Origin of the sequence: Nitrospirillum guaranorum, from assembly GCF_034653275.1 — a bacterium.
In the GTDB taxonomy this organism is placed as follows: Bacteria; Pseudomonadota; Alphaproteobacteria; order Azospirillales; family Azospirillaceae; genus Nitrospirillum.
In genome coordinates this window covers 774,302-799,268 of record NZ_JAYEES010000003.1, presented here as the reverse complement: position 1 = coordinate 799,268, position 24,967 = coordinate 774,302, and the positions used below count along the sequence as shown (strand labels likewise).

General features: G+C 68.6%; 26 protein-coding genes and 1 tRNA gene. 10 read left to right on the top strand and 17 right to left on the bottom strand.

The annotated features are described in order from the left end of the window. The first annotated feature begins 105 nt into the window (after positions 1-105). Complete coding sequence (locus tag UAJ10_RS12595) at positions 106-1,041, top strand: DMT family transporter (protein ID WP_322915672.1); 936 nt, start codon at positions 106-108, stop codon at positions 1,039-1,041. Here the strand turns inward: UAJ10_RS12595 and hslO are convergent. The 3 genes from hslO to UAJ10_RS12580 all read right to left on the bottom strand — a co-directional run bounded on the left by hslO (position 1,023) and on the right by UAJ10_RS12580 (position 4,209). Next, positions 1,023-1,994 carry an Hsp33 family molecular chaperone HslO gene (hslO, locus tag UAJ10_RS12590; RefSeq protein ID WP_322915671.1) on the bottom strand — a complete coding sequence of 324 codons (972 nt, stop codon included), beginning with the start codon at positions 1,992-1,994 and terminating at the stop codon, positions 1,023-1,025. The genes UAJ10_RS12595 and hslO overlap by 19 nt on opposite strands. A 101-nt stretch (positions 1,995-2,095) precedes the next feature. Beyond that, positions 2,096-3,022 (bottom strand): ornithine carbamoyltransferase, encoded by a 927-nt coding sequence (argF, locus tag UAJ10_RS12585; protein ID WP_322915670.1) that lies wholly within the window; start codon positions 3,020-3,022, stop codon positions 2,096-2,098. Positions 3,023-3,036: 14 nt separating this feature from the next. Further along, complete coding sequence (locus UAJ10_RS12580; protein ID WP_322915669.1) at positions 3,037-4,209, bottom strand: aspartate aminotransferase family protein; 1,173 nt, start codon at positions 4,207-4,209, stop codon at positions 3,037-3,039. Positions 4,210-4,612: 403 nt separating this feature from the next. Here UAJ10_RS12580 and UAJ10_RS12575 point away from each other — a divergent pair, with 403 nt between their 5' ends. Continuing rightward, entirely contained in the window at positions 4,613-5,026 is a 414-nt protein-coding gene (locus UAJ10_RS12575) for a bactofilin family protein (protein WP_322915668.1), read from the top strand. A gap of 84 nt (positions 5,027-5,110) precedes the next feature. Beyond that, positions 5,111-5,701, top strand: a complete 591-nt coding sequence (locus UAJ10_RS12570) for a helix-turn-helix transcriptional regulator (RefSeq protein WP_322915667.1) — start codon at positions 5,111-5,113, stop codon at positions 5,699-5,701. A gap of 33 nt (positions 5,702-5,734) precedes the next feature. Here the strand turns inward: UAJ10_RS12570 and UAJ10_RS12565 are convergent, their stop codons facing one another. Next, on the bottom strand, positions 5,735-6,298 hold the full coding sequence (locus UAJ10_RS12565) for a hypothetical protein (protein ID WP_322915666.1): 564 nt from the start codon (positions 6,296-6,298) through the stop codon (positions 5,735-5,737). A gap of 265 nt (positions 6,299-6,563) precedes the next feature. Then, complete coding sequence (locus tag UAJ10_RS12560; RefSeq protein WP_322915665.1) at positions 6,564-7,601, bottom strand: nucleoside hydrolase; 1,038 nt, start codon at positions 7,599-7,601, stop codon at positions 6,564-6,566. 145 nt (positions 7,602-7,746) lie between these two features. Here UAJ10_RS12560 and UAJ10_RS12555 point away from each other — a divergent pair, with 145 nt between their 5' ends. Continuing rightward, the gene (locus tag UAJ10_RS12555) at positions 7,747-8,478 is read left to right on the top strand and encodes an HAD-IB family phosphatase (RefSeq protein WP_322915664.1); all 732 of its coding nucleotides are present in this window, start codon (positions 7,747-7,749) and stop codon (positions 8,476-8,478) included. A gap of 132 nt (positions 8,479-8,610) precedes the next feature. Here UAJ10_RS12555 and UAJ10_RS12550 read toward each other — a convergent pair whose 3' ends face one another. From UAJ10_RS12550 to UAJ10_RS12535, 4 genes are all read right to left on the bottom strand, one after another. Then, positions 8,611-9,474: an SAM hydrolase/SAM-dependent halogenase family protein gene (locus tag UAJ10_RS12550; RefSeq protein ID WP_322915663.1), complete on the bottom strand. Its 864-nt coding sequence runs from the start codon at positions 9,472-9,474 to the stop codon at positions 8,611-8,613. Positions 9,475-9,598: 124 nt separating this feature from the next. Continuing rightward, positions 9,599-10,321: a Bax inhibitor-1/YccA family protein gene (locus UAJ10_RS12545; protein ID WP_004272069.1), complete on the bottom strand. Its 723-nt coding sequence runs from the start codon at positions 10,319-10,321 to the stop codon at positions 9,599-9,601. 229 nt (positions 10,322-10,550) lie between these two features. Next, a tRNA-Gly gene (locus UAJ10_RS12540) sits at positions 10,551-10,624 on the bottom strand. A 141-nt stretch (positions 10,625-10,765) separates the two neighbouring features. Then, positions 10,766-11,377, bottom strand: a complete 612-nt coding sequence (locus UAJ10_RS12535) for a GNAT family N-acetyltransferase (protein ID WP_322915662.1) — start codon at positions 11,375-11,377, stop codon at positions 10,766-10,768. Positions 11,378-11,929: 552 nt separating this feature from the next. Here UAJ10_RS12535 and apaG point away from each other — a divergent pair. Next, positions 11,930-12,322, top strand: coding sequence for a Co2+/Mg2+ efflux protein ApaG (apaG, locus tag UAJ10_RS12530; protein ID WP_040848143.1), 393 nt, complete (start codon positions 11,930-11,932; stop codon positions 12,320-12,322). Positions 12,323-12,511: 189 nt separating this feature from the next. Further along, positions 12,512-13,147 carry a GTP cyclohydrolase I FolE gene (gene folE, locus UAJ10_RS12525; RefSeq protein ID WP_322917316.1) on the top strand — a complete coding sequence of 212 codons (636 nt, stop codon included), beginning with the start codon at positions 12,512-12,514 and terminating at the stop codon, positions 13,145-13,147. A 195-nt stretch (positions 13,148-13,342) separates the two neighbouring features. On the opposite strand, the gene UAJ10_RS12520 is transcribed toward folE, so the two are convergent. Further along, entirely contained in the window at positions 13,343-13,933 is a 591-nt protein-coding gene (locus UAJ10_RS12520) for a hypothetical protein (protein ID WP_322915661.1), read from the bottom strand. A gap of 700 nt (positions 13,934-14,633) precedes the next feature. On the opposite strand from UAJ10_RS12520, the gene UAJ10_RS12515 reads away from it, so the two are divergent. Both UAJ10_RS12515 and UAJ10_RS12510 read left to right on the top strand, forming a co-directional pair. After that, positions 14,634-15,107, top strand: coding sequence for an Hsp20 family protein (locus tag UAJ10_RS12515; protein ID WP_145750917.1), 474 nt, complete (start codon positions 14,634-14,636; stop codon positions 15,105-15,107). 99 nt (positions 15,108-15,206) lie between these two features. Further along, positions 15,207-15,452: a DUF1150 family protein gene (locus UAJ10_RS12510; protein WP_322915660.1), complete on the top strand. Its 246-nt coding sequence runs from the start codon at positions 15,207-15,209 to the stop codon at positions 15,450-15,452. A 77-nt stretch (positions 15,453-15,529) separates the two neighbouring features. On the opposite strand, the gene UAJ10_RS12505 is transcribed toward UAJ10_RS12510, so the two are convergent. From UAJ10_RS12505 to groES, 3 genes are all read right to left on the bottom strand, one after another. Continuing rightward, complete coding sequence (locus UAJ10_RS12505) at positions 15,530-16,441, bottom strand: alpha/beta fold hydrolase (protein WP_322915659.1); 912 nt, start codon at positions 16,439-16,441, stop codon at positions 15,530-15,532. Positions 16,442-16,727: 286 nt separating this feature from the next. Next, positions 16,728-18,359, bottom strand: a complete 1,632-nt coding sequence (groL, locus tag UAJ10_RS12500; protein ID WP_145734844.1) for a chaperonin GroEL — start codon at positions 18,357-18,359, stop codon at positions 16,728-16,730. A gap of 105 nt (positions 18,360-18,464) precedes the next feature. Next, positions 18,465-18,752: a co-chaperone GroES gene (gene groES / locus UAJ10_RS12495; RefSeq protein ID WP_322915658.1), complete on the bottom strand. Its 288-nt coding sequence runs from the start codon at positions 18,750-18,752 to the stop codon at positions 18,465-18,467. 291 nt (positions 18,753-19,043) lie between these two features. Here groES and UAJ10_RS12490 point away from each other — a divergent pair, with 291 nt between their 5' ends. Together UAJ10_RS12490 and UAJ10_RS12485 are read left to right on the top strand one after the other, a co-directional pair. Continuing rightward, on the top strand, positions 19,044-20,333 hold the full coding sequence (locus tag UAJ10_RS12490) for a hemolysin family protein (protein WP_322915657.1): 1,290 nt from the start codon (positions 19,044-19,046) through the stop codon (positions 20,331-20,333). Between the two features lie 11 nt (positions 20,334-20,344). Next, positions 20,345-20,674, top strand: a complete 330-nt coding sequence (locus tag UAJ10_RS12485) for a hypothetical protein (protein WP_322915656.1) — start codon at positions 20,345-20,347, stop codon at positions 20,672-20,674. A gap of 48 nt (positions 20,675-20,722) precedes the next feature. Here UAJ10_RS12485 and upp read toward each other — a convergent pair whose 3' ends face one another. From upp to UAJ10_RS12465, 4 genes are all read right to left on the bottom strand, one after another. Further along, positions 20,723-21,373 carry a uracil phosphoribosyltransferase gene (upp, locus tag UAJ10_RS12480; protein ID WP_145750921.1) on the bottom strand — a complete coding sequence of 217 codons (651 nt, stop codon included), beginning with the start codon at positions 21,371-21,373 and terminating at the stop codon, positions 20,723-20,725. Between the two features lie 229 nt (positions 21,374-21,602). Next, positions 21,603-22,469 (bottom strand): diguanylate cyclase, encoded by an 867-nt coding sequence (locus UAJ10_RS12475; protein WP_322915655.1) that lies wholly within the window; start codon positions 22,467-22,469, stop codon positions 21,603-21,605. 201 nt (positions 22,470-22,670) lie between these two features. Then, positions 22,671-24,314 (bottom strand): c-type cytochrome biogenesis protein CcmI, encoded by a 1,644-nt coding sequence (gene ccmI / locus UAJ10_RS12470; protein WP_322915654.1) that lies wholly within the window; start codon positions 24,312-24,314, stop codon positions 22,671-22,673. Next, entirely contained in the window at positions 24,311-24,790 is a 480-nt protein-coding gene (locus UAJ10_RS12465) for a cytochrome c-type biogenesis protein (RefSeq protein WP_322915653.1), read from the bottom strand. Before UAJ10_RS12465 ends, ccmI begins: the two co-directional genes overlap by 4 nt. Positions 24,791-24,967: the final 177 nt, after the last annotated feature.

The window sequence follows — 24,967 nt, the reverse complement described above, 5'->3', positions numbered from 1 at the left end:
TCAGGCACTGCAAGTAAGCGCTGGCGGGCCCCGCTTCAACAGCGATGTTGCCGGGGATGTCGGCGCGGGTGGCGAGCGGCCACACTGTCCCCCATAGTGGCCCCCATGCGCTCCGCCTATCTCTCCCTCACCGCCGCCATGATCCTGGTCGGCCTGTCCGTGCCCATCAGCAAGATGGCCGTGGCCGCCGTGCCGCCCCTGGTGGCCGCCGACGTGCGTTTCGCCCTGGTGGCCCTGGCGCTCAGCCCCTGGGCCATCCGCCATGGACGCCGCGCCCTTCCGGCCACGGGCGGCGACTGGGCCAGCCTGGCCCTGCTGTCGCTGTTCGGCATGGTGCTGTTCAACATCTTCCTGATGTACGGCCTGCGCGGTACCAGCGCCACCACCGCCGGCATCCTGACCAGCACCATCCCCGCCGTGACCGCCCTGTGCGCCGCCGCCATCCTGCGCGAGCGGCTGACCCTGCGGAACGGCGCGGCCATCGCCCTGGCCATGGCCGGCATCGCCGCCCTCAACCTGGCCAGCCACGGGAGCCACAGCGGGAACGCCGGCGACGGCGATACCCTGCGCGGCAACGCCCTGGTCCTGGGCGCCGTGGTGTCGGAGGGGCTGTACAACGTCTATGCCCGGCGGCTGGCGGGCGTATCGCCCCTGGCCGTGACCTTCCTCGCCAACCTGATGGCGGCGGTGCTGGCCCTGCCTTTCGCCCTGCTGACGGCGCGAGGATTGACGCCGGAGTCGCTGTGGGGCGCCCTGTCGCCGGGCGCCTGGGCGCTGTACGCCGGGGCCTCGCTGGGCAACGGCCTGGTGGCGGTGGTGTTCTGGCTGCGCGGGGCGGCCCGCATCCCGGCCAGCCGCAGCGGCCTGTTCACCGGCCTGCTGCCCGTCACCGTGCTGGTGCCGTCGCTGTTCCTGCTGGGGGAGCGGCCGACCCTGGCCCACGCCCTGGGACTGGCGGGTGTGCTGGCCGGCATCGCCGTGGGCGTCATGCCCGGGCGAAACCGGCCAGCGACGGCGCATCCTCAGGAAGCCGAGCCGTAAACGGTCTCAAGCTCGGCGTCGTCGAAGCGGTAGTGGGTGCTGCAGAACTCGCAAGCGACGTCCACGGCCCCATCCACCTTCAGCTCCGCCACCTCGTCCCGCGGCAGGGACTTCAGCACCGTCACCACCCGTTCCCGCGAGCAGCGGCACTGCGCCGCCAGACCATGCGGGTCGTAGGCGCGCACCTCTTCCTCATGGAACAGGCGGAACAGCACGTCGTTCACCGGCAGCGCCGGGTCCAGCACCTCGGCCGGGGTGACGGTGGACAGCAGGGCCATGGCCCGGCGCCAGTCGTCCTCCAGATCGCTGGGCTTGGCATCCGACGCCACGCTGCCGGCATCCTCATCCGGCAGGGCCTGCAGCATGATGGCGCCGCCGCCCCAGTCGCCCCCATCAGACAGGCCAGCGTGGACGACGATGCCCGTGGCCAGCTGTTCCGACTGGGTGAAGTAGTGGCGCACGCAATCATCCATGCGATCACCCTCCAGGCCGACAATGCCCTGGTAACGCTGGGTGTGCTCGCCCTGATCGACGGTGAACGCCAGGTAGCCCTTGCCCAGCAAGGTGGGCACCGGGGCCCACGGGCGCGACGCCCCGCCGGCGGCCTCAAGGGCGGCTGTAAGCTTGTCCTCGTCGAACTGGGCGTAGCCACGCACGGCGCCGGCGCTGGTGACATCGGCCACCATCAGGTTGATGGGGCCATCACCCTTGGTCTGCAGGGTGAAAACGCCCTCATACTTCAGCGCCGCCGCCAGCGTCGTCGCCAACGTGATCGTTTCCGCCAGCATCTGGGCGACGGGGCCCGGATAGGCGTGGCGGCCCAGGATCTCGTCCAGCACGGGTCCCAGGCGCACCATGCGGCCGCGCAGGTTGGACCGGTCCAGCTGGAAGGGCTGCACCACGTCGATGTCCCGGGAAACCAGGGAGGAGGTGGAAACGGCGGCGGTGGTCATGGTCGCTTACCCCAAAAACAAAGGCGCCCGACCGGGGTCAACCGATCGGGGCCTTATGGAATACCTCAAGGCCGGACACACTGGGTCCGGTACCGGAACGATCAGGCGTTCAGGCACCAGGCCAGGATGCCCTTCTGGGCGTGCAGGCGGTTTTCCGCCTCGTCCCAGACGACGGACTGCGGACCATCGATGACGGAGGAGGTCACTTCCTCCTCCCGATGGGCCGGCAGGCAATGCATGAATATGGCGTCGGGGGAGGCCAGTTTCATCAGCGCGTCGTTGACCTGGAAGGGGGCCAGCAATGCCATGCGCGCAGGCGCATCCTTGTGATGCATGGACACCCAGGTGTCCGTCACCACGATGTCGGCGCCCTCGGCCGCGGCCTTGGGATCCTCGGTCACCACCAGGCGGGCGCCTTCGCGCGCCGCCCAGGCGATGGTGTCGGCCGTGGGCTGCAGGCTGGCCGGCGCCGCCACGCGCATTTCGAAGCCCAAGCGGGCGGCGGCATGAATCCAACTCTGGCAGACGTTGTTGGCATCGCCACTCCAGCAGACGACGCGGCCCTCGATGGGCCCGCGCTTCTCCTCGAACGTCATGATGTCCGCCATGATCTGGCAGGGGTGGGAGGTGTCGGTGAGGCCGTTGATGACGGGGATGCTGGCGGCCCCCGCCATCTCATGCACCTTGGTCTCATGGTCCGTGCGGATCATGATGACGTTGACGAAGCGCGACAGCACCCGGGCCGTGTCGGCGATGGTCTCGCCATGGCCCAGCTGGATCTCGCGCCCCGTCAGGGTGATCACCTCACCGCCCAGCTGACGCATCCCCACCTCGAACGAGACGCGGGTGCGGGTGGAGGGCTTTTCGAAAATGGTGGCCAGCGTCAGGCCCCGGAAGGGCTGGGGATGCTGGGCGGTACCGTTGGTCTGCTTCAGGTCCCGGCCCCGCTTCAGGATTTCGCGCAGCGTGGCCGTATCGAAATCGCTGATGTCCAGGAAATGCCGGACCGTCTTGGTCGTCGCGGTCATGATGTGGGTACCCCTCAGGCCGCCAGGGCCGCGCAGGTGCGGTCCAGGATGGCCACGGCCTCGTTGATCTCGGCCTCGCCAACGATCAGCGGCGGCAGAATGCGGACGACGTTGTCGGCGGCGGAGACCACCAGCATGCCGTTGTCACGCAACGCGGTGACCAGGTCGCCCACCGGCGTCACGCACTTGACGCCCAGGATCAGGCCCTTGCCGCGCACGCTGTCCAGCACGGTGGGGTGGCGCGCCACCAGCTCTTCCAGCTTGCCCTGCAGCAGGACGCCCTTGGCGATGACGTTGTCCAGGAAGCCCGGCTGCGTCATCACGTCCAGCACGGCGTTGCCGACGGCCATGGCCAACGGGTTGCCGCCGAAGGTGCTGCCATGGGTGCCGGCCACCATGCCCTGGGCCGCCTTCTCGGTGGCCAGGCACGCGCCCAGCGGGAAGCCGCCGCCGATGCCCTTTGCGATGCACATCACGTCCGGGGTGACGCCAGCCCATTCATGGGCGAACAGCTTGCCCGACCGGCCCATGCCGCTCTGGATCTCGTCGAAATACAGCAGCAGGCCGTACTCGTCGCAGATGGCGCGCAGGGCGCGCAGGTAATCCAGGCTGGCCGGGCGCATGCCGCCCTCGCCCAGGATGGGCTCCACCAGGATGGCGGCCGTCTGCGGCGTGATGGCGGCGCGCAACTCGTTCAGGTTGTCGTAGGCGACCCGGTCGAAAGCGTCCAACAGGGGGCCGAAGCCCTTCACCATCTTGTCCTGGCCGCTGGCGGCGATGGCCGTCATGGTGCGGCCGTGGAAGTTGCCGCCGGCGACGATGAAGCGCGTCTTCTCCGGATGGCCGGTTTCATAGTGGTACTTGCGCACCAGCTTCACGCCGCATTCCCACGCCTCGACGCCGGAATTGGTGAAGAACATGGTGTCGGCGAAGGTCAGTTCCCGCAGGCGGCTGGCCAGCTTCTCCTGCCCCGCCACGCGGAACAGGTTGGAGGTGTGCCACAGCTTGTGCGCCTGCTCGGTCAGCTTCTCCACCAGGTAGGGATGGGCGTGGCCGAGGGCGTTCACCGCGATGCCGCTGGTGAAATCCAGGAATCGTCGGCCGGTGGTGTCGTAAAGGAAGCAGCCCTCACCCCGCTCGAACACAACGTCGATCCGGGAATAGGTCGGCATCACGACAGGAATCACGGCCAGACACTCCTTTATTTCTTGAGGCGCGTTACACGGAATTATCATAAAACCAGGGCCACCCCCGGCCCGCCAACGGGGGTTCGGAACCGCCGACTATTGTGTGCCGCCGGCCCTCCGTCAATCGCAACCCGCCCTATCCTGCGGGCTCCCTGCCATGCACTAGGGGTACGGGACGCATGCGCGCCGGTGGAGACAGGGAGACGCGCGCTGTGCCCCCAACCCGGGAGATGTTGCGAAAAGCCTCAGAAACGCTTAAGAGTTTTGCAGTGTCCGCCCCGTTTCGGCGGGGGCGGCGGCGTGTCGTGGGGAATGCGCGCCAGCCGGACCAGGAATTTTCCGACCTCCGGCCCGCGCCGGATATTTCCAGGTTCCGGCCCGCGCCGGACTATGAGGGGGACCGATGGCCAGTGACATCCTCGATCCGCGCAGCTTTTTGCGGCCGGGCCTGAACGGCGGACCGCAGACGGAATCGACGCCCGACCTGGGCGGCGGGGTCACCACCATCTCGCCCGAGGCCCGTATCGAGGGCGCCAAGATCTCCCACTGCCACACCCTGCATGTCGCCGGCCGCCTGGTCGATGTGACGCTGAACGAGGTGAAGGTGCTGGAGGTGGCCGAGGGTGGCCACTTCGAGGGCACCGCCGTGGTGGAAAGCATGAAGGTTTCCGGCCGCGCCACCGGCACCATCGAGGTGACGGGCACCCTGTCCATCGGTGAAACCGGCCAAGTCGACGGCACCATCCGTTACGGCCGCATCAGCATCGCCGACGGTGGCTCCATCGCCGGCACCATCCAGAGCGGAAAGTCGCACTGAGCGGCCGGGACGCCTGGGTCTGGTATGATGGGGCGGCCTTCGGGTCGCCCCTTCGTTTTTGGGCGGCGTTTTTGGGAGACAGGCATGGAGGGACGATCGGCCAGCCACACCGTTGAGCGCCACACCGTGGGCCGGGACTTGCGCCGCCTGCGCCGCTTGCGCGGCCTGAAGCAGGGCCACGTGGCCGAGCTGCTGGGCGTGACCCAGGCCACCGTGTCGCGCTGGGAACGGGGCCTCGCCTGGCCGGATGAACGGCACGCCGCCCGCATCGCCGCGTTGCTGAGCCCGGGCCGGCCGGGCCAGGATGCCGCCCTGAAGCGGCTGGTGCGGCGTTCCCGCGATCCGGTGCATCTGATCTGCGATCGCAGCCACCGCCTGCTGGCGGCGTCCGCGGCGCGCGAGGCGGAATGGACGGTGTCGGCCAGCACGGTGCTGGGCAGGCCCCTGCTGTCCTATGCCACGCCGCAGATTTTGGACGCCGAAGCCGGCCTGGCCGGCGCCGGCTGGTACGACCGGCCGGACGGCGTGCTGGACCTGGAGACCGAGACCAACCACCGCCCCGACCTGCTGATCCGCCGCAGCCGCATGCGCTGGGAACGCATCCTGCTGGAGGACGGCACCGCCGGCCGCCTGGTCACCACCCTGCGCTGGGGCGGGCCCGTCGATCTGGCGTGAGATGAGCGAAGGCGCCGCCGGCGCCAGGGATGACTACGCGTTCATTTCCTGGGCGGCCAGGATGCCCTGCAGAGTGTCGCCGCCCGCGATGGGCACGCCGCTGCGGGCGCCGGTCTGGTTGCTGTTGGCGGCCATCTGGCTGCCGAAGCCGGTCTGGCCGCCGCCATCGGCCGCCGTCTGGGTGGCGTCCTGCACGCCGCTCTTGCCATCCTTGCCGGAGGCGGTCATCTGCCGGACCTTCTGCTCCACCTCGCGCATGATCTGGCGTTCCAGGTCGGCGCGCTGGTCGGCGGGCAGGTTGGACACGTCCTGGGCGGTCAGCCCCTTGGACTGCAGCGTGTCCTCGGCGATCTTCTGCTTCATCTGCTTGATCTGATAGGACCAATACCCCTGGTAGCCGCCAGTGGTCATGTCCTTCAGCATGGTTTGCGGATCGTCGTCACCCTTCAGCAGGTCGGCGAAGGCGCTGTCGGTCTGGCTGACGGACAGGGCGCTCTGCGAGCCGGCCGGACTGACGCCCCCGCTGCCCGCGGCGCCGAAACCGCCATAGGCGTTGGCCGCGGACTGGGTGTGGTTGCTGGTGTTCAGGAACGACATGGTCTTCGGTCCCTTGGCCCCGGGAGTGGAACGACGCGATCCCCATGGCGCCCGCAGGCGGCCATGGCTGACCCTCTGTTCCCAAGCAAGGCCCGGGCCGCCGCCTTCACCCGTGAAAACCCAGGCGGCCCGCCGGTTTCCCCGGCATGAAGGCGGGCCAAGCATGCCCCTGACCCATAGCGGTCCAGGCAAAAGATTCCGACAGATCGGCAACTATTGCCGATCTGTCGTCGTCAGGACGCGCTGGGCCAAGGCGCGCTGGGCCTCAGCCAAAGCGCCGCAGCCGCTCCACCAGCAGGTCGAAGAAAGCGTCGCTGTCGGCCTTCAGCATGACGGTGGCGTTGCGCGGCCGACCGGTGGTGTTCCAGCGGTCGATGACCGTCTGGCCGGTGGTCAGCGGGCTGCCGGTCTCGATCTCCACGTTCACGGTCTTGCCCTCGAAGATCCCCGGCCGGATCAGCCAGGCGATGACGCAGGGGTCGTGCAGCGGGCCGCCGTCGGTGCCGTACTTGTGTTCGTCATAGCGCTGATAGAAGTCCAGCATCTCGTACGTCGCCTGGGCCACACGGTTGCCCACGGCCTGGATGCGGTCCATATGGCGGCGCGCCGTGAGCACCTGGTGGGTGACGTCCAGCGGGAACATGACGATGGGCACGCCCGACTTGAAGACGATGTCGGCGGCGTGCGGGTCGACATAGATGTTGAACTCGGCGCAGGGGGTGGAATTGCCCCCCTCCATCTGCGCGCCGCCCATCAGCACGATCTGGCGCAGGCGGGTGGCGATGGCCGGTTCCTTCACCAGGGCGCGGGCCACGTTGGTCAGCGGGCCCAGGGGGCACAGGGTGACGGTGCCCGGTTCCTCCCGCATCACCGTCTCGATGATGAAATCCACCGCGTGCTGCGCCTGCAGCGGCATGGTGGGCTCGGGCAGGACCGGACCGTCCAGGCCGGTGTCGCCGTGCACCTCCGGCGCCGTGTGCAACAGGCGCACCATGGGCCGGTCGCAGCCGGCGTACACCTTCACGTCCGGCCGGCCCGCCAGCTCGCACACCCGGCGGGCGTTCTTCTCCGTCCACGGCAGGGGCGCGTTCCCCGCCACGGCGGTGATGCCCAGCACCTCCACATCCTCCGGGCTGGCCAAGGCCAGCAGGATGGCCACGGCGTCGTCCTGGCCGGGATCGGTGTCGATGATGATCTTATAGGGCTTGGTCCCCGCGTCCGGGGTAGCGGCGGCTAGGGTGATGGGGGCCGTGGGGGTGGTGATCATGGGGCTGCCGTCGGTCTTGAGCGGAAAGGCCGACACTTAACGCGAAAACCACTTGAGAGGAAGCCGCCCACCCCGTTTTATGGCGCGGATGAACCGGGGGTTGCCGTCCCCGTCCGCCCACCCTATCTACCCGCCCCATCCGCCTGGCCCCATCCGCCTGCCCCAGAGCCTAATGCCGTCCATGTCCCAATCCACCGCCGCCCTGACCGTCGCCGCCAGCCCGGGCGATATCCCGCCGGAGAGCGACTTGCCGGGCCTGGCGGTGTTCGACTTCGACGGCACCCTGGCGCGGGGCGACAGCCTGCTGCCCTTCCTGGCGCGGGTGGCGGGGGGCGAGACCCTGCGCCGCCACCTGGCCGGCAGCGTGGCCGGTGCCGCGTCGCGCCGGCTGCCGGTTCGCCCCCTGGCCAGCCGCCTCCCCCCTCGGGAAGCCCTGGTGAAGGGCGGCCATGCCAACGACGCGGATGATGATTTCAAGACGGCGTTCAAACGCCGGCTGCTGCGCCGCTGCCTGGCCGGCGTGCCGCTGGAGCGGGCGCGCGAAGCGGCGGCGGAGATGGGGGCCTGGGTCCGCTGGCATACTCCCCTGCGCGATACCCTGATGCGCCACGCCGACCAAGGCCACCGCATCCTGGTGGCCACCGGCGCGCTCACCCTGTACATGCCGGCCCTGCTGGCCGACCTGCCGGTGCATGACCTGCTGGGCACCGAGATGGCGGTGGGCGATGACGGCCTGCTGACGGGCGAGATGGTGGCCGGCAACTGCGTGCGCGCGGAGAAGGCGCGGCGCCTGGCCCTGTGGATGGAGGAGACGGGCCCCTATGGGCGCCGCTGGGGTTATGGCAACCAGCCCAGCGACCTGCCCTTCCTGGCGCTGATGGATGAGGCGACGGTGGTGCCCACGGCGCACTGAGGTTTATGTCCCTCAAACGCCGGCGGACCATCCGGTCCTTGGCTTGTCCTCAATTTCCAGTCCGCCTGCGGCTCCCCGGAAATTTCCGGCGGACGCGGTCGCGTCCTATATTCGGCCTCAGCATGTGGGCGCCTACAGCTTGATGTAGGGCGCGCGCACGCCGATGGGGGAGCCGAGGGTGAAGCCCAGCGCCTCGTCGGCGCGGCCCTGGTTCACGGCGATCTCCACCAGGCCACTGGAATTCACGTACCAGAAAGCGGTGCCCCGGGGCACGGCGCCGAAGGTGCGGGCGGGCCCCACCGCCTGGCCGCCGCCGGGGCCGCCCACCCACAGCCGGGCATCGGACGCGACGGTGCCGTCCAGCACCCCGGCGGGACGCAGGCCGGTCCAGCCGTTGCCGTAGCTGTCGATGTAGAGGATGCGGCCATGGTCGGCGGCCCCGCCCTCCCCTGTTCCACCCAATGGCGCCGCCCCCACCAGATCCGTCAAGGCCAGGGGCCGGACCCAGTCCCCCGGTTCCCGTCCTTCCACGGCCAAGGCCGCCACGGGCGCGAACAGGTCACGGCCGTGGAAGGAGGCGGACAGGGCGTCGGGCCGCCAGGTGATCTCCCACGCCTCGGCCAGGCCGCCGGTGGCGGTGGTGTCGGCGATCAACGGCTGGAACAGGCCGTTGTCCGGGCCCACCAGCCAGACGGGGCGCCCCTGGGGGCGACCCTGGCCACCGGACAGCCGCACGGCCAGGGGGCGGCGCTCCGTGCCCACGCCGGGATCGATCACGGCCAGGAAGACGGCCGGCACGGTGGTGTGCGGCAGGGCCGCCAGGGTGGCCGGCAGGATGGCGGCCAGCACGCGGCCGGCGGCCAGGGGATCGAAGGCGGGGGCGTCGTGCATCAGGTCGATGATGGTTGTGCCCGCCGGCGCGCGGGCCGCCAGCACCGCCCGCATCTGGCCGACATAAGGGCCGGACCAGCCGAAATCGGTGTAGAGGAAGATCATGGCGGCGAACCTCCGGGGCGGAGAACAGGACGCCGCCGATCATGACCGGCGGCGGCGCCAAAAGGAAAGGGCCGCCCGGTTTCCCGGACGGCCCCTCAACCCTTTGGTCGATGATGGGTTCCGCTTAGTTGCGGCGGTCGCCCATCAGCTGCATCAGGGAGATGAAGATGTTGATGAAGTCGAGGTACAGGCTCAGCGCGCCCATGACGGCCAGCTTGGTGTTGGCCTCGACACCCCAGGACTCGGCGTACATCTCCTTGATGCGCTGGCTGTCATAGGCGGTCAGGCCCGTGAAGATCAGCACGCCCAGCACCGACACCGCGAACTGCAGCGCGCTGGAGGCCAGGAAGATGTTGACCAGGCTGGCGATGACCAGGCCGATGACGCCCATGATCAGGAACGAGCCGAACTGCGTCAGGTCACGCTTGGCGGTGTAGCCGTACAGCGAGGCGCCGGCGAAGGTGGCGGCCGAGATGAAGAACACGCGGGCGATGCTGGCGCCGGTGAACACCAGGAAAAGGCTCATGAGCGACAGGCCCATGACGGCGCAGTAGGCGAAGAAGACGGTGCGCAGCGTGCCCGAGGACATGCGGTTGATGCCGGCCGACAGGGCGAACACGAAGCCGATCGGGGCCAGCATGACCACCCACTTCAGCGGCGTGCCGAAGATGGCCGCCACCAGGGCCGGGGACTGGGCCCCGAAGAAGGCGACAAGGCCGGTGACGATCAGGCCGACAGTCATGTAGTTGAAAACGCGCAGCATATGCTGGCGCAGGCCCTCATCGAACAGGGCCCGGTCGTAAGCGCCGGTGCTCGACGCAAAACGATTGTAGGGTCCAATAGCCATGACGTTCCTCGAATGATCCCAGGTTAAACCCAGGCGACCCCCATGGGCCGCGATTTCCATATTGTCCCACTGGCCCGCCGATTCAACGGGAAAGCGACCAGCGCCCAACCGGGTTACACACTTGTAATGTGGGAAGGAACCGTCGCGGCAGTGAGGCGGCGGGCTTCAAGGCCCGCGCGTCGGATGGCCGCGAAATGGTCCTATCGGGGATATGGCCGGCGGCCGGAACTGGAGCGGGTGAAGGGAATCGAACCCTCGTCGTAAGCTTGGGAAGCTTCTGCTCTACCATTGAGCTACACCCGCGCCGGGAAGGAGCTTATAGGGCTTTCCGGGGCGGCGTTCAAGCGGCAGTGCGAGTGCCGCCTGGAAACGCGGGACATAACGGCCTTGGAGGGACACGGTCATGGGTCCCGGCCGTTGCAATTGGCCGGGGGGCCGGACGGTTCAGCGAACCGCCCTCCGGCGCGGGCGGGCCAGCTTGGCCACGCCGGTTTCGGCCGTGGCGGTTTCGGCCGTCGCGGCTGGCGCGGCGGTGCGGGTGACCGGGGGACGGCCCAACATGCCGTGGGCGTTGCTGAGCGAGCCGGGGATGAACTCCAGGCCCAGGAAGCGGTCCAGTTCCACCGGGCCCGGCAGCTTCAGGCCCAGCACCGGCTGGCGGGTGAAGCCGAAGCGGTTGTAGTAGGGGGCGTCGCCCACCAGCAGGACGCTGGCGTAACCCAACGCCTCGGCCCGGGCCAGGCTGGCGCGGATCAGCTGGCCGCCCAGGCCGGCGGACCGGTAATCCTCGGCCACGGCGATAGGGCCCAGCATCAGGGTCATGGTGCCGTCGGCGGCCATCACCGGCCAGTAGCGGATGGACGCCACCAGGCGCGGCTGGGCGGCGGAGTAGCCCGGCGCCTCTTCATCCAGCGCCACCATGCACAGGTCGGCCACGGGCGCGACACCACGGCGCAAGCGGTAAACGGTCTTGGCTTTGCGCTTCGGTCCGAAGGCGGTGTCGAGCAGGCGTTCGATGGCGCCGGCGTGCGCCGGCAGCTCAGTCGTCAGGATCATACGATTGGGGTGTCCCGGTTCTCTAAAACGATGGCGCGGTGGGCGCCTAGAGACCGGAACCGAGGGGCGTCGCCAGGAGTGGGGCGACGCGTCAGCATCCGGCCGTGATACGACCCTGTCGCCCGCATGGCAGGCGACCGGAGGATCGTCGTCGAAGGAGGAGGCTGGCGTACATGTAACGCGCCGTCGGTAGTTGCACCTGACGGCCTATATGAGGCCAAGCCCCCCCGGGCGCAAGCGTGTTTTTCGGGCCTGATCCGCACTGGGCCGGGGTCGGCATCCCGCTGGCGGCAATGCTGGAACCGTCACCCCGCGCACGCCGCCCCAGCCCCCCGCCCTGGAGCGCCCCGTGGGCTGCTGGACGCGCCCTGCCCCGCCGCCGCCCCTGGCGCCCCTCCCTGCGGCCCCTCCCTGCGGCCCAAGACCCTGGAGATTGGCGGCGAACAGGCCTAAGAAGGATGGGACAGGAGATTTTGTCGCGGACCAACCGGGCGCTGGGTGAACCAGCCGCCGGCCGCCGACACGGGAAGAACGCCCTGAAAGACATGTTCGATGTACAGTGAAACCACCCACGCCATCCGGGTCAGCGTGCGCCCCGAATTCCTGGAGGACCAATCGTCCCCGGGGGAAGGCCACTACGTCTGGGCCTACACCGTGCGAATCGAGAACACCGGCGGTGAGACGGTGCAGCTGCGCAGCCGCCATTGGCACATCACCGACGCCCGCGGCCGGGTGCAGGAGGTGCGGGGCGCCGGCGTCGTGGGGGAACAGCCGGTGCTGAGCCCCGGCCAATCCTTCGAATACACCAGCGGCACGCCGCTGAGCACCCCGTCGGGCATCATGGTCGGCAGCTATCAGATGGAGCGCACGGACGGCAGCCGTTTCGACGTGCGCATCCCCGCCTTCTCGCTGGATAGCCCCCATGAACGCGGGGCGCTGAACTGACAGCCGCGCCCGCTCGTAGATAGAGCCACAAGAGCAGCCCGGCCGCTGTCACAGACGGCCCCGCGCGGCGCTTGTACATACCCGACCGCACAAACCGACTCCGGGGCGAGACAGCCCCCACGCCAACCAAGCCAGCCCGCCCGAGGGAGAAACACCGTGACCCACGCCAAAAACACCCCTGCCGACAAGATCGTGGCCGGGCCGGTCCACGGACGCCGCACCGTGGTCGCCCAAGGCCGCCCCAGCCGGGAGGAAGCGGAGGAGGCGGTCCGCACCCTGCTGCGCTGGGCGGGCGACGACCCCACGCGCGAAGGCCTGCTGGGCACGCCCGACCGCGTGGTGCGCAGCTATGAGGAATTCTTCGCCGGCTATGCCTCCGACCCCATGGAGCTGCTGGCCCGCACCTTCGAGGAGACCGACGGCTACGACGAGATGGTCGTGCTGCGCGACATCCGCTTCGAGAGCTATTGCGAGCACCACATGGTGCCCATCATCGGCGTGGCCCACGTGGCGTACCTGCCCCGGTCGCGCGTGGTCGGCATCTCCAAGCTGGCGCGGGTGGTGGAGGTCTATGCCAAGCGCCTGCAGATCCAGGAGAAGATGACCTCGCAGATCGCCAACACCATCGACGAGGTGCTGCAGCCCCTGGGCGTGGCCGTGGTGATCGAGGCGGCGCACCAGTGCATGACCACCCGCGGCGTGCACAAGCCCGGCGTGTCCATGGTCACCAGCCGCATGCTGGGCGCCTTCCGCAACGACCCCAGCACCCGTCGCGAGTTCCTGGCCATGATCGGCACCCCCAGCCCGGCCGGGAGCATGTTCTGAGGCCCGAGCCCCAACACCAATGAAAAAGGCCGGCGGCGCCCCCAGCGCCACCGGCCTTTTCCTTTGCGCCATCGCCAGTCCCATCACCCTTTTCCTAGGCCGCGACTGCGGCCGCCGGAGCGTTTTGGGAAGCGAAGCGGACTGAAACGCGAGGATAGCCAAAGGGCCGAACGGCCTTGCCGGCGCCTGAGGAACTCAGAGAATCATAGCCGCGAACAGGTTGTCGCGTATGCCCTTGGCCAGCTGGGCGTCCATGTCGCGGGCCATGTCGCGCACCAGCTGCGACCAGGTCTTTTCCCGCTGGTTCAGGGTCACGTCCTCGGACACCGACTGGCTGGAGGTCACCACCACCGAAGTGCTGCCGGCATAGCCCTTGGCCGGCATGTCCACCTGGATCTCCACCTCCACACGGCCGTCATAGCGCTGCGACTGGTCCGTGGTGAACCACCCCTTCACGCCGGTGGTGCGCGGCAGGTTCACTTCCACGATGCTGGCGTTCTTGATGACGACCCGGGCCTTGCCGCTGGAGCCGGCGGCCTTCAGCCGATCCTGCACCCACAGGCGCACCACCTCGGCCGGGGTCAGCTGCAGCTGGTATTCGATGTTGGGCGGCTTCATGGGCGACACGTAGTCGTTCACCACCTCGATCTCGGCCACGTTCAAGGTGATGGGCGTCTCATCGGCGAAACCGAAGCCGCCCGACTGGGCCCAGGCGGACCGTACGCCAACGCCGGCGGGCGCCACGACCAGCAGACCGAGAACAAGGGCCACGAACAGACGACGCATGGGTCACCTCGAAAAAGGCGGTAAGCCAGAATGGTAGATCGCAATGCTTGTGTCATGACCCCGGCGGTTGATCAAGCGCGACGCCGGAGATAAACCCCTACCAACGGCAGGGAAAACCTAAGGCGCCGCGACTCGAATCCCCTGACGGAGGGCCTAGCCTCAAGGAAACCCCGCGCTCCCCGACGATGGGCCGGCTGCCTGACGGTCCACAAGCCTGTCAAGGTCGAATGAGGGCCCGCCATGGCCCTTCGCGATAAGGAAATACCCCCGGTAGCGCAAACGTATTGCCGTTAATATTGTTTAATTTCAATAGCTTGATGTTATTGCCTATTTCTTGGGCAAAGGGCGCAGAGCCCCGGGACTCCTGGCCCCGGCACCACCCTTTCACAGACTTATCCACAGATTCTGGGGGTATCTGGATCCGGTCCTTATCCCCTGACCGAAAGGCATGCGCCCACTCTGCCATGATGGTGATCACAGGAGGTGCGCGCCGCATCATGTCCCGCCCCGATTCCTCACGGCCCTCAAGCCCACCCGCGCGCCGGCGCTTGTCTTGAACCGTGGGAGGGGGTACCCATGTATCCCGTAGGCGGTGCCGTTCCGGGCCGCCGAGCAGCGGGCCGAAGGCACCGGGTTCGGATGGAGCCCGGCGCGGAGGCCGCCCCCGCATACTCGCTCGTTGGAGGAGGTTGCCGACATCATGAATACCCGCGTCTCGTTCCTGAACAGCCCCTTCCTGCTGGGTTTCGACCAGTTCGAGCGCACGCTCGACCGGATCTCCAAGTCCGCCGCCGAGGGCTATCCCCCCTATAATATCGAGCAGGTCGGTGAAGACGGCTTGCGCATCTCCCTGGCCGTGGCCGGTTTCACCTTCGACGACCTGCAGGTGCAGACGGAGGACAACCAGCTGATCATCCGTGGCCGCCAGCAGGACGACAAGTCGCGCATCTACCTGCACCGCGGCATCGCCGCCCGGCAGTTCCAGCGCAGCTTCGTCCTGGCCGACGGCATCGAGGTTCTGGGCGCCAGCTTGGACAACGGCCTGCTGCACATCGACCTGCGCCGGCCGATTCCTGAGCCCAAGGTGCGCACCATCAAGATCAGCGGCGCCGGCGAGGGCACGCCCGAGCCCCAAACCATCGACGTTTCGCCCGATAAAAGCCCCGCCCCATAAAAACCCCGCTTGATCCCAGATCGGGCCACTTTCCGCCTTCACCCTGACAGGGCTTCCAAAAGCCTGTCTTTCCTCACGTTGCGAAAAGCGAGTGACATCATGACCGACAGCTTCGACGCCGAATTCCAGACGCTGAGCCCCGACGCCCTGCGCCACCTGTCCACCCAGGACTTCGCCGCCTTCGGCGTGAACGTCCTGGCTTATGTGAAGCCGGTGCTGACACAGGGCATCCTGGGCTACGCCATCCACGCCGCCGACGGCACGCCGCTGGCCGTGGCCGCCTCCCCCGAGGTGGCGCTGGCCTCCGTCCGCCAGCACGACATGGAACCGCAGCGGGTGCATTGAGCGGTTGCCTCAAGCGCCAGCGGCCGCAGCCGCGGCCTGGGAAGGGATTTAGGTGGGACTGGAAGTAAGCCTGGTCCCTATCCCATGAAATCCAAGAGCGCGCGCAGGACATCCTGCGGGCGCTCTTCCGGTAGGAAGTGGCCGCAGTCCAGGGCCTCGCCCTGGAGATCGCGGCAGACCTCACCCCACACCGCCAGCGGGTCGTAGGCGCGGCCGACCAGGCCGTTTTTTCCCCATAACACCAGGGTCGGGCACTGGATGCGCCGGCCCAGCCGCCGATCCTCGGCCTCATGCGCCAGATCAATGCCGGCGCCGGCGCGATAGTCCTCGCACATCGCGTGCAGGGTCGCCGGATTGCGGAAGCAGCGCAGATACTCCGCCATGACCGCCGGCGGAAACGGTGACGCCTCCCCCTGACCCGCCTGAGGCGACAGGCCGCGCAGCGCGCTGGCCAGCACGAATTCCGCGTCCAGGCCCAGCAGCCGTTCCGGAAACGGCGCCGGCTGGATCAGGAAGAACCAGTGCCAATAGGCGGTGGCCACCCGCTGGTCCACCGTGCCGTAGACGACGGAGCCGGGCACGATATCCATGAGGCACAGCCGCTCCACCGTCTCCGGATGGTCCAGCGCCAGGCGATGGGCCACGCGGGCGCCCCGGTCGTGCGCCGCCAGGCGGAAACGGGGATGGCCCAGCGCGGCCATCACCGCCACCATGTCCGCCGCCATCGCCCGCTTGGAATAGAGCGCGTGCCCGGTGTCGCCCGCGTCGGCCGGCTTGTCGCTGTCACCGTAGCCGCGCAGGTCGGCGGCGACCACCGTGTACCGTCGCGCCAGATCCGGCGCCACCAGGCGCCACATGGCGTGCGTCTCGGGAAAGCCGTGCAACAGCAGCAGGGGCGGCCCCCCGCCCTCTGGCCCCCCTTGGGCCACATGGATGTCCACCGTGCCGGTGGCGATGCGGTGATGGGTGAAACCGTCGAGCAAGGCCATGGGCGCACCGCCTGTCACGCGGGGTTGGATGGGCCCCTGATGAAACCCCGCCGCACCCCCGCTGCCAAGCCCGCCGAAAGGCCATGACAGCTCATCCACCCAAATATGGCTGAAGCATCATGGCGCGTGGCGCCTAGGCTGCGACCGCAGCCGCCGGACCTTTTCGGGGAGCGTCAGCGGACTGAAAAGGGAGGATCGAAGGCGCGGATGCGCCTTCGTCAAAGAAAAGGGCCGGCCCCCTTTCGGAAGCCGGCCCCCTCATTTCCGATTCGTCTTGGGGGACGAATTAGAAGTCCATGTCACCCATGCCCGGGGCGCCGGCCGGAGCGGCCTTCTTCTCGGGCTTCTCGGCGACCATCGCCTCGGTGGTGATCAGCAGGCCGGACACGGAGGCCGCGTCCTGCAGGGCGGTGCGGACCACCTTCGTCGGGTCGATGACGCCGAAGGCGAACATGTCACCGAACTCACCGGTCTGGGCGTTGTAGCCGAAGTCGGCGCTGGACTGGTCCAGCAGCTTGCCGACGACGATGGAACCGTCGGTGCCGGCGTTGAAGGCGATCTGGCGCACCGGGGCCTGCAGGGCCTTGCGGATGATGTCCACGCCCACGCGCTGGTCGTCGTTGGCCGGCTTCAGGCCGTCCAGGGCCTTGGTCGCGTACAGCAGGGCGGTGCCGCCGCCGGCCACCACGCCCTCTTCCACCGCGGCGCGGGTGGCGTGCATGGCGTCGTCAACGCGGTCCTTGCGCTCCTTCACCTCGACCTCGGTGGCGCCGCCGACGCGGATGACGGCAACGCCGCCCGCCAGCTTCGCCAGACGCTCCTGCAGCTTCTCACGGTCGTAGTCCGAGGTGGTCTCCTCGATCTGCGCCTTGATCTGGCCGATGCGGGCCTCGATGTCGGCCTTGGCGCCAACGCCGTCCACGATCGTGGTCGCGTCCTTCGTGATCACCACCTTCTTGGCGGTGCCCAGCATGTCCAGCGACACGTTCTCAAGCTTTATGCCCAGGTCTTCGGAGATGACCTGGCCACCGGTCAGGATGGCCATGTCCTCCAGCATCGCCTTGCGGCGGTCGCCGAAGCCCGGGGCCTTCACGGCGGCGATCTTCAGGCCGCCGCGCAGCTTGTTCACCACCAGCGTGGCCAGCGCCTCGCCTTCCACGTCTTCCGACACGATCAGCAGCGGACGGCCGGACTGCACGACGGCTTCCAGCACCGGCAGCAGGGGCTGCAGGCTGCCCAGCTTCTTCTCGTGCAGCAGGATGTAGGGGCTTTCCAGCTCGGCCGTCATCTTGTCGGCGTTGGTCACGAAGTACGGCGACAGGTAGCCGCGGTCGAACTGCATGCCCTCGACGACTTCCAGCTCGGTGTCGAAGCTCTTGGCCTCTTCCACCGTGATGACGCCCTCGTTGCCCACCTTTTCCATGGCGCGGGCGATCATCTCGCCGATCTCGGCCTCGCCGTTGGCGGAGATGGTGCCGACCTGGGCGATCTCGGCGTTGGTCGAGATCTTCTTGGAGCGGCCCTTGATGTCGTTGATGACGGCGGTCACCGCCAGGTCGATGCCGCGCTTCACGTCCATCGGGTTCAGGCCGGCGGCCACGGCCTTGGCGCCTTCGCGCACGATGGCCTGGGCCAGCACGGTGGCGGTGGTGGTGCCGTCACCGGCGATGTCGTTGGTCTTCGAGGCCACTTCGCGCACCATCTGCGCGCCCATGTTCTCGAACTTGTCCGACAGCTCGATCTCCTTGGCGACGCTGACGCCGTCCTTGGTGATGCGCGGGGCGCCGAAGCTCTTCTCGATGACGACGTTGCGGCCCTTGGGGCCCAGGGTCACCTTCACGGCGTCGGCCAGGATGTCCACGCCGCGCAGCATGCGGTTGCGGGCGTCGACGCCAAACTTCACTTCCTTGGCAGCCATAATCTCTCTTCCTTGAATTTCCGGGGCCTCGTGAGGCCCGCGATGGCTTTGAGGGGAACACGACAGGGCGGCGACCCGGCAGGGTCAGCCAGCCCGGTCATCCAATCAGGCGACGATGCCCAGGATGTCGGATTCCTTCATGATGAGGTATTCGCCCCCATCGATCTTGACCTCGGTGCCGGACCACTTGCCGAACAGCACGCGATCACCAGCCTTCACGTCCAGGGCGATCAGCTTGCCCTGCTCGTCACGGGCGCCGGGGCCCACGGCGACGACCTCGCCCTCCTGGGGCTTTTCCTTGACGGTGTCGGGGATGATGATGCCGCCGGCGGTCTTCTGCTCACTCTCGACGCGGCGCACCACCACGCGGTCGTGCAGCGGACGGAACTTCATAGGGTCTCTCCCTTAAAAGGCAAAAGCGATGGGGTCGAGCCTGCTGTTAGCACTCAACCCCGGTGAGTGCTAGCGGAGATAATACGAGTCCGCACGGGAATCAAGACGCTTGCGGCGGACGGGGCGATGGTCGCGAAAACGTCATGGCCGCGCCCCTGGTCCCGCCGCCGTTTTGAAGGCATAAGCCGTAAAACTTAGGCGCCCCTGTGATGGTGGGACGCGACAGACTGTCCGTCCATGCTATCGTGCCGCGTGTACCTTCCTTTCCCGACAGGCTCCGACGCCGCCCTGATGCTTTACCTGCAAGTCGCCATCCTGGTTCTGCTGATCCTGCTGAACGGCTTTTTCGCCATGTCCGAACTGGCCGTCCTGTCCGCCCGGCGCAGCCGGCTGACCGCGCTGGCGGAGAAGGGGCAACGCGGGGCCCGCACGGCCCTGGCCCTGCAGGAAAGCCCCTCGCACTTCCTGTCCACGGTGCAGATCGGCATCACCATGATCGCCATCGTGGAAGGTGCCTTCGGCAGCGCCACCCTGTCGGGCCCGCTGGCGGAAAGCCTGGCGACCATCCCGGCCCTGGCGCCGCACGCCGACAGCATCGCCGTGGCCCTGGTGGTGGTGTGCATCACCCTGCTGTCGCTGATCGTGGGCGAACTGGTGCCCAAGCGCCTGGCCCTGTTCGCGACCGAGCGCATCGCCGTGCTGACCGCGCCCTTCCTGCTGGGCCTGTCGCGCGTGGCATCGCCCGTGGCCTGGTTCCTGGGGGCCGCCACCGAGCTGGTGCTGAAGCTGTTCGGCGCCGCCGGCAAGCCGGAGAACGCCGTCACCGAGGAAGAGGTGAAGAGCCTGATCGCGGAGGGCACCGCCGCCGGCGTGTTCGAGCCGGAGGAGAAGCGCATGATCGAAGGCGTGCTGGGCCTGTCCGACCGGCCGGCGCGCGCCATCATGACCCCGCGCCTGGACGTCATGTGGCTGGACCTGAACGACAGCGTCGACCAGCTGACCAAGGAAATCCAGGAAAGCCACCACAGCCGCTTCCCCATCTGCCGCGGCAGCCTGGACGAGGTGGTGGGCGTGCTGCACGCCAAGGCCGTGCTGGACGCCGTGCTGGCGGGCGAGACGCCGGATCTGGGCAAGCTGGCCAACCCCGCCCTGATCGTCCACGACGGCACCCAGGTCATGCGCCTGCTGGAACTGTTCCGCTCCTCCGGCCAGCAGATGGCCCTGGTGGTGGACGAGTACGGCAGCGCCGAGGGCATCGTCACCCTGACCGATATCCTCGAGTCCATCGCCGGCGATCTGCCCGAGGCGCACGACGTCGACGAGGATGAGTTCGTGCGGCGCGAGGACGGGTCCATGCTGATCGACGGCCGCATGGACATCGATGAGGCGTCGCACGTCCTGGATCTGCCGGGCCTGCGCGATGGGGGCGATTACCTGACCCTGGCTGGCTTCCTGCTGTTCAAGCTGGGCCACCTGCCCCGCGTGGGCGAAGGCATCAGCCACGCGGGATACCGGTTCGAGGTGGTGGACATGGACGGCCGCCGCATCGACAAGATCCTGGTGATCCCGCCGGCGGAGTAAGGACCGCGCTAATGGGCATCTTGATTTATGAAAAGCACGGACGCGGCGGATTCGTCGAGACCTGCGGACATATCGCCCGCCAGATCGGCGACGGGAAGGCACCCACCGGCCATCGCCTTACCATCCTGAACACCCTGCTGGTTTGCCAGGAGTGTTACAATGTCCTTGGGTTCGAAACCTTCAGCAGCCTAAGCCAGTTGCCCATCCAAGACATTGTCGTGTCGACCGACGGTCGGATGGAAAGGTTCGAGGCAGCCTACGACGCGCTGCCTGGTCGGAGTTGTGTCTGCGCCCATTGCCTGGCGGAGATCGAAAACGGGGCGAAATCAGTAAACGAATGAAAATGCCGGTGAGCGTAGGCCCACCGGCGCCTTTCAAAGGGCCCGATGCTACTTCGTCCCGAACAACCGGTCGCCCGCGTCACCCAGGCCGGGAACGATGTAGGCGTCGTCGGTCAGGTGGCTGTCCAGGGCGGCGGTGTAGACCTTCACCTCCGGATGGGCGTCGTGGAAGACGCGCACGCCTTCCGGCGCCGACACCAGGGCCATGAAGCGGATCTGGTCATCGGCCACGCCGTGGCGGTTCAGCACGTCGACCGCGTGCACGGCGGAGTTGCCGGTGGCCAGCATGGGATCGACCAGGATGAAGGTGCGGCCGGCCGCGGCCGGCAGCTTCACCAAGTATTCCACCGGCTGCTTGGTCTCATGGTCGCGGTAGAGGCCGATGTGGCCTTCGCGCGCGCCGGGCATCAGCTCCAGCAATCCCTCGGCCATCACCAGGCCGGCGCGCAGGATGGGAACGACGGCGACCTTCTTGCCTTCGATCACAGGCGCGTCCATTTCCACCAGCGGCGTCTCGATCCGTTCCGTGGTCAACGGCAGGTCGCGCGTCAGCTCATAGCCCATCAGCAGGGCGATCTCGCGCAGCAGCTGGCGGAAGCCCATGGTGGACCGCCGCTTGTCCCGCATGTGCGACAGCTTGTGCTGGATCAGCGGATGGTCGGCGATGAACAGGTTGGGGAATTCGGGGACGGTGCGCATGGGCGGCAGGACCAGGGATATAAGCGGTGGAATTGGTTCCAAGCTAGCGGACCCGGCGGCCAAGCGCCACCATGGCGACGCGAGGAACGGGGTCCGACCGCCCGAATGAGGCGACCGGTTACCCCAGGCGGGCGATCCTGACCAAGCGGTCAAGCCTCATGGCAGGTGCGCGGGGCCAAGATGCGGGGCCGGGACGCGGGATGGGGGCGCATGTGTCGCCAGGCCCGGCTCACACCGGCGGGGTCGCGCGCACCACCTGGTTGCGGCCCTGGCGCTTGGCGGTGTAGAGGGCGGCGTCGGCCTCCGCCACCAAGTCCTCCGGATCGCAGTCCGGCCGCGCCTCGGCCAGGCCGAAGCTGGCGGTGAAGCGGATGGCGCGCCCGCCGCCGATGGCGACCGACAGCGTCTCCATATCCTGCCGCAACCGTTCCACCACGGCGTAGCCGTCCATGATGGTGGCGTCCTTCAGCAGGATCAGGATTTCCTCGCCCCCCAGGCGGAAGGCCTCGTCGAAGCTGCGGATGCCCTGGTTCACCGCACCGGCCGCTGCCATCAGCACGCGGTCGCCGGCCTCATGCCCATAGGTGTCGTTGACCGACTTGAACTTGTCGAGGTCGCACAGCGCCACGCAGAACGGCCGGCCGGTGCGGCGGTAGCGGTTGACCTCGCGCTCCATCTCCTCGCGCAGGCCGGTGCGGTTGCGCAGGCCGGTCAGCGGGTCGATGCCGCTGCCGGCCACGCTGAACGCCCGTTCGATACGGCGCAGCAGCAGCATGAACTCGTCGAACTTCTCGATCACCGCCTCGTAGGCGGCCAGCGACGGCGGCTGGCCCTCGCAGGCCCGCATGTGCACCAGACGGGCCATGCGGTGCATCTGGTCGTGCAGGGAGATCAGGCGGTCGATGGCCGGCTGGTCCGCCAGCTCGCTGCCAGAAGCGCCGCGCACCCAGGCGGGGAAAGCCACCGGCGTGGGCAGGGGGGCGCCATCGCCCAAGTTGAAGAAGGCCGCGCGGTGCCACTGACCGATCCACCGGAGATGCTCATCCACCACGCCGGCCAGACCGGCGGCGGAAGGCAAGGGGGACGATTCGTTCATCGCGGAAAGGGGATCCTGAGACGGGGCCGTATGCCGCAAGGATAGGGCGGCGCCGGCGAAACGGGGCAATACCCGCACTTTAGGTCATTCACCTGTGGTTTGCACCGCCCTTGGCACCAACCCGAGGGATAGGGTGTCGCACCAGCCGCACCCCGCGCCGCACCTTGGGATTACCCCTGTAGGATCAAGCCGCTAAACGACTCAGGAGCCCAGCGCCTTCAGCCGTCCCTCCAGCTCCTTGCGATCGTCGGAGCCCTCGGGCAGCAGGGGCAGCAGACGCCCCCACAGATCCTTGGCCTCGGCCTTGCGTCCCCCCTCCACCGCGTCCAGGCCCAGGTACCACAGGGCCTGGGGGTTGTTGGGGGAGGACTTCAGCACCACCCGCAGGGCGGTGAAGAAGGCCGGCGGCGGATGGCCGCCGTCGGCTGGCAGCAGCACGCGGGCGTAGGCCAGGTTGATCTCGGCATCGTCGGGCGCGGCGGCCACGGCCTTGGCCCACGCCTCCCGCGTCTTGGCCACGTCGCCCGTCGCCTCATAGGCCTGAGCCAGGCGTGCCCAGCCCTCTGGCTTGTCCGGCTCCTTCTCCGCCGCCGCCTGGAACTGGGCCAACAGCGACTTCACCGTGGCCGACCGCTGTTCCGGCGTCATGGTGGCGGGGTCGGGCATGCCGGGTGGAACGGCGCCAGCGGGCGCGCCGGCGGTGCCGCCGCCATAGCGCTTGGCGTTGGCCTCGGCCTCCGCCGCCTTGTCGTTCTGCCCCAGGACACGATAGGCGCGGGCCAGGCGCGACCAGCCCTCGGCATCGTCGGGCTGGGTTTTGAGCCGGTCGGCCAGGCGCTGGACCATGCCCTGGATCATGGCGTTGCGATCGCCGCTGGACAGGGTGGAGGCGGCGGCGATGTCGTCCGCCGTCGGGCCGGGCGCGGTGGCGTTGAGCGCCGGACCGACGGGCGGACCAGCCGGGGGCCCTGCGGGCGGGAGGGGCTGCGGCGTCACCGCCGCCGGGTCCATGCCGGCCTCGGTCGCCGTTTCACCCAGCTGTCCGCGCAGGAAGGGCACCCAGGGGGCATCGGCCGGGCTTTCCGACAGCAGGGCGGACCAGCGGGTGATGGCGCCCTTGAGGTCGCCCGCCTGGCGCACGGCCAAGCCGTCGTAGTAGCGCGCGCGGGGTTCCTTGGGGTTCAGCGCCAGGGCCTTGGCCAGCGCCTGCTTGGCTTCCGGCCCCACCACGCCATCGGCCGACAGCACCAGCGCCTCGGCGCGCGAGGCCTGCAGGTTGGCGTCGTCCGGGGCCAGGTCCACGGCCTTGGCCCAGGAGGCGGCGGCCTTGTCGTTCTGGCCGGTCATGCCCTGGGCGGTGGCCAGGGCCTTCCACGCCTCCAGATCCCTGGGGTTCTCGGTGACCCGGGTCAGCAGGGTCTTCAACACCGCCTGGGCCTGCACGCCGGCGGTCTGGTCGGTGCGCGCCCCCGCCGGCTGACCCGGCAGGTCGGGGCTGCCCAGGCGCAGGTAGATGCCCATGGCCAGCAGCGGCACGGCGGCCATGAGCGCCGTGGCCAGCTTGCGGGAAGGCTTCGCCGGCATCGCGGGCGCCGCCGGTGCCGACTTCGCGCGCGCGTCGGCCGCCAGCAGGCGCCGGCTGACCTCCGTCCGTGCTGCGGCCGCCTGGTCGTCGGTCAGCAGGCCGCGCGCCACGTCGCGCTCAATTTCCGCCAGCTGATCCTTATAGATGTCGACCTCGGGCGAGCCACCGGCCTCCGCCTTGCGCGCCACCATCAGCGGGCGCAGCAGCGCCAGCAGGACACCCGCCGTCAGCAGGGCGGCGGCGATCCAGAACGCCATCATGGCCGCCCCTTCCCTTCGTCCTCATCACGCATCAGCAGGGCCAAATGGGCCTTTTCCTCCGCCGTCAGGGGCGGCGCCACCGCCTCCGCCCCCAACGACCCGCGCCGGCCCCGCCACAGCAGGATGCCGCCACCCCCGACCAGCAGGACGAAGGGCCCGAACCACAGCAGATATGTGGCCGGCCGCACCGGCGGGCGCAGCAGGACGTAGTCGCCATAGCGGTCGGTCAGGTAGGCCACGGCCTGGGCGTCCGTATCGCCCTTCACCAGCCGCTCGCGCAGCAGCAGGCGCAGATCGCGGGCCAGGGGCGCGTCGCTGTCGTCGATGGACTGGTTCTGGCAGACCAGGCAGCGCAAATCCTTGGAAATGGCGCGCGCCCGAGCCTCCATGGCCGGGTCGGCCAACATCTCGTCCGGCTGCACGGCGCGGGCCAGGGGGCCGGACAGCAGCGTGGCCGCGAGGACCAGCGCAGCCAATGCCCGCTTCGCGTCAGCGGCACGAAGTTTCAACTTGTGCCGCTGTAGGCCCCAACCGGGGCCGCCGGAAGTTTCCGGGGAACGGAGTGGACTGGAAACTGAGGACAAGCCAAGCCCGCGGATGCGAGCGCCCGGCGCCTGAGGGGCGGTGTTTGAGCGGTTACGATCAGACACCGC

Coding starts and splice junctions, on each gene's coding strand:
- UAJ10_RS12595 (WP_322915672.1), top strand. CDS start 106: ATGCGCTCCGCCTATCTCTCCCTCACCGCCGCCATGATCCTGGTCGGC.
- hslO (WP_322915671.1), bottom strand. CDS start 1,994: ATGACCACCGCCGCCGTTTCCACCTCCTCCCTGGTTTCCCGGGACATC.
- argF (WP_322915670.1), bottom strand. CDS start 3,022: ATGACCGCGACGACCAAGACGGTCCGGCATTTCCTGGACATCAGCGAT.
- UAJ10_RS12575 (WP_322915668.1), top strand. CDS start 4,613: ATGGCCAGTGACATCCTCGATCCGCGCAGCTTTTTGCGGCCGGGCCTG.
- UAJ10_RS12570 (WP_322915667.1), top strand. CDS start 5,111: ATGGAGGGACGATCGGCCAGCCACACCGTTGAGCGCCACACCGTGGGC.
- UAJ10_RS12565 (WP_322915666.1), bottom strand. CDS start 6,298: ATGTCGTTCCTGAACACCAGCAACCACACCCAGTCCGCGGCCAACGCC.
- UAJ10_RS12555 (WP_322915664.1), top strand. CDS start 7,747: ATGTCCCAATCCACCGCCGCCCTGACCGTCGCCGCCAGCCCGGGCGAT.
- UAJ10_RS12550 (WP_322915663.1), bottom strand. CDS start 9,474: ATGATCTTCCTCTACACCGATTTCGGCTGGTCCGGCCCTTATGTCGGC.
- UAJ10_RS12545 (WP_004272069.1), bottom strand. CDS start 10,321: ATGGCTATTGGACCCTACAATCGTTTTGCGTCGAGCACCGGCGCTTAC.
- UAJ10_RS12535 (WP_322915662.1), bottom strand. CDS start 11,377: ATGATCCTGACGACTGAGCTGCCGGCGCACGCCGGCGCCATCGAACGC.
- apaG (WP_040848143.1), top strand. CDS start 11,930: ATGTACAGTGAAACCACCCACGCCATCCGGGTCAGCGTGCGCCCCGAA.
- UAJ10_RS12520 (WP_322915661.1), bottom strand. CDS start 13,933: ATGCGTCGTCTGTTCGTGGCCCTTGTTCTCGGTCTGCTGGTCGTGGCG.
- UAJ10_RS12515 (WP_145750917.1), top strand. CDS start 14,634: ATGAATACCCGCGTCTCGTTCCTGAACAGCCCCTTCCTGCTGGGTTTC.
- UAJ10_RS12510 (WP_322915660.1), top strand. CDS start 15,207: ATGACCGACAGCTTCGACGCCGAATTCCAGACGCTGAGCCCCGACGCC.
- UAJ10_RS12505 (WP_322915659.1), bottom strand. CDS start 16,441: ATGGCCTTGCTCGACGGTTTCACCCATCACCGCATCGCCACCGGCACG.
- groL (WP_145734844.1), bottom strand. CDS start 18,359: ATGGCTGCCAAGGAAGTGAAGTTTGGCGTCGACGCCCGCAACCGCATG.
- groES (WP_322915658.1), bottom strand. CDS start 18,752: ATGAAGTTCCGTCCGCTGCACGACCGCGTGGTGGTGCGCCGCGTCGAG.
- UAJ10_RS12490 (WP_322915657.1), top strand. CDS start 19,044: ATGCTTTACCTGCAAGTCGCCATCCTGGTTCTGCTGATCCTGCTGAAC.
- UAJ10_RS12485 (WP_322915656.1), top strand. CDS start 20,345: ATGGGCATCTTGATTTATGAAAAGCACGGACGCGGCGGATTCGTCGAG.
- upp (WP_145750921.1), bottom strand. CDS start 21,373: ATGCGCACCGTCCCCGAATTCCCCAACCTGTTCATCGCCGACCATCCG.
- UAJ10_RS12475 (WP_322915655.1), bottom strand. CDS start 22,469: ATGAACGAATCGTCCCCCTTGCCTTCCGCCGCCGGTCTGGCCGGCGTG.
- ccmI (WP_322915654.1), bottom strand. CDS start 24,314: ATGATGGCGTTCTGGATCGCCGCCGCCCTGCTGACGGCGGGTGTCCTG.